Source organism: Streptomyces sp. MS06 (assembly GCF_047200655.1).
Classification (GTDB): Bacteria; Actinomycetota; Actinomycetes; order Streptomycetales; family Streptomycetaceae; genus Streptomyces.
The window spans coordinates 92,895-99,297 of the sequence record NZ_JBJZOJ010000026.1 but is presented as its reverse complement, the minus strand read 5'-3'; the positions used below and the strand labels follow the sequence as shown (position 1 = coordinate 99,297).

The 6,403-nt window shown below is 67.1% G+C and carries 7 protein-coding genes and 1 pseudogene; 5 read left to right on the top strand and 3 right to left on the bottom strand.

All coding sequences use genetic code 11. The features are described 5' to 3' along the window. A partial coding sequence (locus ACL02U_RS16560) for a trypsin-like peptidase domain-containing protein (protein ID WP_412791597.1) occupies positions 1–784 on the bottom strand: 784 nt, incomplete at its 3' end. Positions 785–1,607: 823 nt separating this feature from the next. On the opposite strand from ACL02U_RS16560, the gene ACL02U_RS16555 reads away from it, so the two are divergent. Together ACL02U_RS16555 and ACL02U_RS16550 are read left to right on the top strand one after the other, a co-directional pair. Beyond that, positions 1,608–2,087 carry a diadenosine tetraphosphate hydrolase gene (locus tag ACL02U_RS16555; protein ID WP_412791596.1) on the top strand — a complete coding sequence of 160 codons (480 nt, stop codon included), beginning with the start codon at positions 1,608–1,610 and terminating at the stop codon, positions 2,085–2,087. Between the two features lie 378 nt (positions 2,088–2,465). Then, positions 2,466–3,635, top strand: a complete 1,170-nt coding sequence (locus tag ACL02U_RS16550) for a pyridoxal phosphate-dependent aminotransferase (RefSeq protein WP_412791595.1) — start codon at positions 2,466–2,468, stop codon at positions 3,633–3,635. Positions 3,636–4,022: 387 nt separating this feature from the next. On the opposite strand, the gene ACL02U_RS16545 is transcribed toward ACL02U_RS16550, so the two are convergent. Next, complete coding sequence (locus tag ACL02U_RS16545) at positions 4,023–4,313, bottom strand: type II toxin-antitoxin system RelE family toxin (protein ID WP_412791594.1); 291 nt, start codon at positions 4,311–4,313, stop codon at positions 4,023–4,025. Beyond that, on the bottom strand, positions 4,306–4,575 hold the full coding sequence (locus ACL02U_RS16540) for a type II toxin-antitoxin system Phd/YefM family antitoxin (protein WP_412791593.1): 270 nt from the start codon (positions 4,573–4,575) through the stop codon (positions 4,306–4,308). The genes ACL02U_RS16545 and ACL02U_RS16540 overlap by 8 nt, the downstream gene beginning before the upstream one ends. 97 nt (positions 4,576–4,672) lie before the next feature. Here ACL02U_RS16540 and ACL02U_RS16535 point away from each other — a divergent pair, with 97 nt between their 5' ends. The 3 genes and pseudogenes from ACL02U_RS16535 to ACL02U_RS16525 all read left to right on the top strand — a co-directional run. Continuing rightward, complete coding sequence (locus ACL02U_RS16535; RefSeq protein ID WP_412791592.1) at positions 4,673–5,236, top strand: prevent-host-death protein; 564 nt, start codon at positions 4,673–4,675, stop codon at positions 5,234–5,236. Continuing rightward, a complete protein-coding gene (locus ACL02U_RS16530) occupies positions 5,233–5,658 on the top strand; it encodes a cytotoxic translational repressor of toxin-antitoxin stability system (RefSeq protein WP_412791591.1) in 426 nt (141 codons plus the stop codon). Before ACL02U_RS16535 ends, ACL02U_RS16530 begins: the two co-directional genes overlap by 4 nt. Before the next feature lie 245 nt (positions 5,659–5,903). Beyond that, a pseudogene (locus ACL02U_RS16525) lies at positions 5,904–6,341 on the top strand (aminotransferase class I/II-fold pyridoxal phosphate-dependent enzyme); the annotation flags it as partial. Positions 6,342–6,403: the final 62 nt, after the last annotated feature.

Sequence of the window (6,403 nt, the reverse complement as noted above, 5' to 3'; positions counted from 1 at the left end):
CGATGGTCTCCTTGATAGCGCGCGCATTGAATGCCACCCCGAGATTGAGCTCTTGGGCGATCTTCACGTGATTCGCGTTGGCGACCTCGACCGGAAGCTGTGCGTGGCGGACCATCGTTGCTGAGATTATGCCAACGAGCACGATGCGAGTACCGATGGTCAGGCCGCCGACTCCGCTGCGGTAGGTCCCCTCGTTGAAGAGAAAGACTGGGCTTCCGCTACTGCCTCCGAACACGGACCCGTCAACGAGAAAGGCGGGGTCACCTCCCATGTCGAGGTCCAGCGGTGTTGCAGTGATGCCGCGCCGAACGATGGGCGTGAAGTGCTTCGGGTCTCGGTGGCCGTTGGGATACCCGATGAATGTGATCTCTTCGACGGCGTCTACATAGAGGTTCGCGACCTCCGTGGCCAGCAGGGACAGCGGGAGCGCCCTCATGAAGAGCTGCGTTCCGAACTGCTGGAGGATGCCTGCCAGTGGCAGGACAGCGATGTCGACAGCAGGGTTCGGATGTCCAAAACAGGCGGCGGGGGGCAAGGAGACCTCAGCTGCCTGCCCAAGGTTTGGCTCGTCGGCGTCCGGCTTGCGCGTTATGAAGTGCGCGGAGAGACGGGCCGCATTTGCTACGACATGTTTGTTGGTGACCAGAAGAGGGCACATGCTGCCATTCTCAAGATCGGCGAACAGGACGAAGCCCGTACCCGTTGAAGAGTTGCCCGAGGTCATAACGTTGTCTATGCGTACGGTTGAGAAGAGCAGCTGTCTGCCCGGAGTGTCCACATTCACGGCCGTAGCATCCCACCACCAGGGTGAAAATGTGGCCATGATCAGAAATATTTGCCGTTCCTCGCAGGCTCGACGCCCACGGTGGCAACTGTCAAGCGGTCGACCGTTGTCTGACATCAACGGCTGACACCAACAGGCACGTACATACGCGGTCAGTGCCAGCCTTGGACAGACCGTCACCCCAGCCGTCCCGCGGGTTGGACGATGTCGTCTACTCCCGATGATCGACCTGATAAGGATGAGGCCGGATCTCAAAGCCTGAAGGTGTATGAGCGCTGGGCCGTGTGTGGGCCGTCCGAGGGTGGCCAACGACGACAGATGACGCCAGTCGGCGACGGCCCCGTCCCCGCTCAGAGACGGTGCTTCCGGCGCCCGCGCAGGTGCTCATCGACGAAGCATTGTTGAGGAAGATCTGAGGGTCAAGCTACGCAAAGGGGCTCCTGACCTGCATCGAAGAACAAGTTCTCCGGTTCTTCCGGGGACTGGGCCTCAAGAGCGGGCGCCGCACCGGCGCAGCACTGCCCCTCAGACCGCACCTGTCCGACCCGAACAGCGTCCGGACGGCAGGAGCAGAGCGGCGCAGCCTGCTTGCGGGTTGGGCGATCCGGATCAGGACGACTGCGTGATGGCCGGTGTGGCCGAGTCGCACGACGAGGATGCGTTCTCCCTTGTTGGTTTGCGACTTCGAGAAGCCCGACGCACTGACGGCGAATCCTGAAGACGTCCGGGGCCGCTCCTCGCCCCGCTTGGTTCGTCCTTGAAGTGAGTGGGGACGGTGGGGAGCGAAGTGCAGGTCTTGATCACCTGCGGATAGGCTCGGGCCATGACCGGCGACTGGCGGATGGACCGGATCGGGGCTGCTCTTCGAGGCGAGAACCCCACTGTGCTGCGGCGGCTTGAGGCTGGCTTCGCGGCGATCGGCGACGTTCAGTTCCTGCCCGGGTACTCAGTTCTCCTCACGGACGAGCCGGGTGTTCAACGGCTGTCTGATCTGCCGAGGGCCAAGAGGCTGTCGTTTCTGTCCGGCATGGACCAGCTCGGAGAAGCGGTTGAGGGGGCCTGCCGACGGCTGGATCCCGGTTTCCGCCGGGTCAACCTGGAGATCCTCGGCAACACGGACCCGTTCTTGCATGCCCATGTTTGGCCGCGGTTTGAGTGGGAGCCGGCTGAGCTGGTGGGCGGGCCGGTGTGGCTGTATCCGCGTGAACGGTGGAGTGACGAGCGGTTCATGCTCGCTCCGCAGCACGATGTGCTGCGGGATGCGATCGGCAGCGAACTGGACCGGCTGCGGTCGATGCTCTGAGGGCCCGGGCCCTCGGACCTGAAGGTCGGCGGGCCCGGTGATCGGTGACCGTCGGTGGACGTCACGGAGTCCTTCGCAGTGGAACGATGTCGGGGATGGTCGTGGGGACGGTGGGGCGGACAGCTTCCGGGGTCGCCGGAAGCGCGACGATGGTGACCGGTTGCCGGCAGTACGGACTGCACGATCTGCGGGACGCGCTCCTGCGCGACATCTCCGCGAAGGCGGGCGTTCTCCAGGAACCTGCGGAGGAATCGGGAGAGCAGGACGCCGGTGCCCTTCGCCCCACCGGGGTGCCCGGTCCCCGCGATGGCAGAAGGGGCGATGCGCCAGGATGGTCCCCTCAGGCTCGACGGGCACCCTAGTGAGGACGGTGGGGACATGAGCACCAGGCCATTGCTGAACCGCAGGCTGGACGGGCTCGGGACGACGATCTTCGCGGAGATGTCGGCCCTGGCGACCGCGACCGGCGCGATCAACCTCGGCCAGGGCTTCCCCGACACCGACGGCCCGGAATCCGTGCGCGAGGCGGCGGTACGAGCGCTGCGGGACGGCCGCGGCAACCAGTACCCTCCGGGCCCCGGCGTTCCGGAGCTGCGCACCGCCGTCAGCGACCACCAGCAGCGCTTCTACGGCCTGACCGTCGATCCCGACACCGAGGTCCTGGTCACCGCCGGCGCGACGGAGGCGATCGCCGCGGCCATGCTCGCCCTGCTGGAGCCCGGCGACGAGGTGATCGCCTTCGAGCCCTACTACGACTCCTACGTCGCCTGCATCTCGATGGCCGGCGCGAAGCGCGTCCCGCTCACCCTCCGCGCCCCGTCCTTCCGCCCCGACCTGGACGAACTGCGGTCGAAGATCACCTCGCGCACCCGCCTCCTGCTCCTGAACACCCCGCACAACCCGACCGGGACCGTCCTCACCGCCGAGGAGAGCCGGGCGATCGCCGCCCTCGCCGTCGAGCACGACCTCCTCGTGGTCACCGACGAGGTGTACGAGCACCTGACCTTCGACGGCGCCCGGCACATCCCGCTCGCGACCCTCCCCGGCATGCGTGAGCGCACCGTCTCCGTCTCGTCCGCGGGCAAGACGTTCTCCTTCACCGGCTGGAAGGTCGGCTGGGTCACAGGGCCCCGGGAACTCGTCTCGGCCGTCCGCTCGGCCAAGCAGTTCCTGACGTATGTCGCCTCCGGGCCCTTCCAGTACGCCGTGGCCGAGGCCCTGCGCCTGCCCGACGCGTACTTCGCGGACTTCCGCGCGACCATGCTCGCCAGGCGGGACCTGCTCGCGAACGGCCTGGAACGGGCGGGCTTCAAGGTCTTCCGCCCGGCCGGCACCTACTTCATCACCACCGACATCCGCCCCCTCGGCGAAAGCGACGGCTTCGCCTTCTGCCGCACCCTGCCCGAACGCGCGGGCGTCGTGGCCATCCCCAACGCCGTCTTCTACGACCACCGTGAGCAGGGTGCGCCCTTCGTGCGGTTCGCCTTCTGCAAGCAGACGGCAGTGCTGGAGGAGGCCGCCTCCCGCCTCAAGACACTGGGTGCATAAGGCCCTGGACCATCGGGCTATTCCGTGTCCTTCGGGTGCCGCGGAGAGGCACACCAGGATCACAGTCGAGGTCTCCGGGCTGACCAGATAGCGGACCCGGCGGCCAATGGTGATCTCGTACTCCCACTGCTCCAGCTCGGAACCCTTCCTCCCTGGTGGCGTGCCTGCCTCGTAGGCCGCCTCCGCCCTGCTTCGGACGGGCCGTGGCAGCGGCGCGCCTGCTGGCGGTGGTACCCGAGGTGCGGGTCTTCGGGTCGGCCTTCGGAGCCATTCCTGCCTCCCTTCCCATCGGGTATGACAAATGTCGTACATCCAGCCGTGTCCTCGTGTCCCGGCTGGTCAAGCGCTCCGAATCGGACGACTCAGGCGCTCGCTGGCAGACGTTCCTCATGTGCTGACCCGGCGCCAGGAGTGCTCAGGTGTCGTGACGGTGGAGCGATGCCCGACGTGTACGACCCACACCACCAGCTCGCCGTTGTCGATTGTGTAGATCACGCGGTAATCGCCTACCCGTAGGCGGCGCCGGTCGGGCTGGGAGACGAGGGCCGTGGTGTTGAACCCCATCGGGTCGCTCTCCAGCTCAGTCAGCTTGGCCAGAATACGGAGGGCCATATCTCGCGGGACCTTGCGGAGTTCGGCCTGAGCCTCGGCCCGGAAGACGGTGCGGTACTCACTCACTGCGCGCCAGCGTCTCCCTCATGATGTCCTCGATCGGGATGCCGGGTGCCGGGTTGGTCATGCGCTCGTCGATGATCCGGTTGATCTCGCGCTCTTCCCACTCCTGGTACTTGCGCAGCACCTCGATGGACACCACGGCGGCGATCTGCTTACCGCGCCGGGTGATGACGGTAGGTACGTCGTCTCGGTCGGCCCGCTCCACGACCTCGGCCAGGTGTGCCCGGACATCGCGGATGGACTCTATGGGCATTGGCTGTGTCATGTGCCCAAGCGTACCGAGTGTCTCATGTGTACACAAAGGCACGCTGTAGCTCGGGGGTGTAGCCCTGTGGGCCCGCATGCGAATGAGTGTGTGAACGATGCTGCGCCGGGACGAGGCGGACGACCGGCGACTCCGGAGCAACCCCGCCTCCAGCGACCGTACCCACGTCACGTACGTGAAGTACTTGACGTACGTGACGGATGAGTGCACGCTGGAGACGTCGGGACGAGCAAGGAGGCAGGTCATGGCCGCGGTCCACTACGAGAGCTACACCCAGGCGCGCGCACACCTGAAGGACCTCCTCGACGCGGCCGACGAGGGACGGGTGGCGACGGTACGCCGTGACTCCGGGCACTCGGCGGTCGTGGACGTGGAGCGGCTGCGCCACTATCTGTCACTGGTGTGCCCCTCGAAGGCGGAGGTGGTCGCCGAGGCGGGCGGCTGGTCCGTCTTTATGTCCGGCCTGCCGCTGGCCGCCGACGGGGCCACCTTCGACGAAGCCATAGGGGAGATGGTCCAAGTCCTGCGCGAGTATGCCGAGGACTGGCAGGACCGGCTGCGGACCGCCCCCAACCACGCAGACAACTGGGGCCTGGTACAGCTGATCGCCCTCAGCGACGACGGACAGCTGCGCGACTGGCTGGTGGGTGCTCCACGGTGACCTGGCCCCAGCCCGACCGCGAGAACCATGACCGTTTCTGCCGTGCCGAGAAGTGGGAGCGCGTCCGGGACGCACGCGGGCGCACCGGTACACATCACGTGACCTACGAACTCACCCTGCACGACGGCCGGATCCTGCGGACCAGAATCTCGCACCCGGTGGACCGCACCGCGTACGGCGCCGCGATGTGGCGGCACATCCTGCGGGACCAACTGGACGTCACCGAGGACGAGTTCTGGGCCTGCGCACAGCAGGGCAAGCTGCCGGACCGAGGCGCTCCCGAGCCGCCGAGCGAGGCCCTTCCCGCTGACCTGGTGCATCTGCTCATCCACCGCGTGGGCGTTGGTGAGGACACCGTGGCGGGGATGACCAAGGAGGAGGCGGTCGCGAGACTCCAGAAGTACTGGACGGAAGGGGGCTGAGCCCCCGCCCTCGACGCCCTTCGTCAGCAGGCGTCTGCCTCGGGCTCCGGGCGCGGTCGGCTCCGTACCACTGCCGGCACACTCGGCGCCCGGGGGGCAGATGGTGTGGACAGTGCCGCGTCACCGAGCCCGTCGGTACGGCCGACAGACCCGACCGGACAGGGTGTGCGGCCCGCTCACCGCCAGTGCCGGAGATCCGCAGCGGGGCCTGCCGCACGACATGGGAACAGGTAGGCCAACGAGGTGTCGGCTGGGTCACGGCGAGCGGCCCGCTCGTCGCCGCCGTCCGGACGGCCAAGCAGTACCTGACGTACGTCAGCGCGGGCCCCTTCCAGTACGCGATCGCCGAAGCGCTGCGCCTGCCGGACGCGTACTTCGACGGCTTCCGCGCCGACCTGCGCCGCAAGCGCGACCTGCTCGGCGACGGCCTGCACGCGGCCGGGTTCACGGTCTACGAGCCCCAGGGCACGTACTTCATCACCACCGACATCGCTGCCTTCGGCGAGAAGGACACCTACGACTTCTGCCGCCGCCTCCCCGAACGCTGCGGCGTCGTCGCCGTCCTCAACTCCGTCTTCTACGACGACCCCGACGCCGGCCGCAGCCAGGTCCGCTTCACCTTCTGCAAGAAGGACGACGTTCTCGCCGAGGCCACCAGCCGCCTGCAACGCCTCGAGTCTTGATTCCGGCGTCGGCTGACTGGTGGGCTCGCATGTTGCGGTGTCGCGTATTCCCTGTCGCCGAG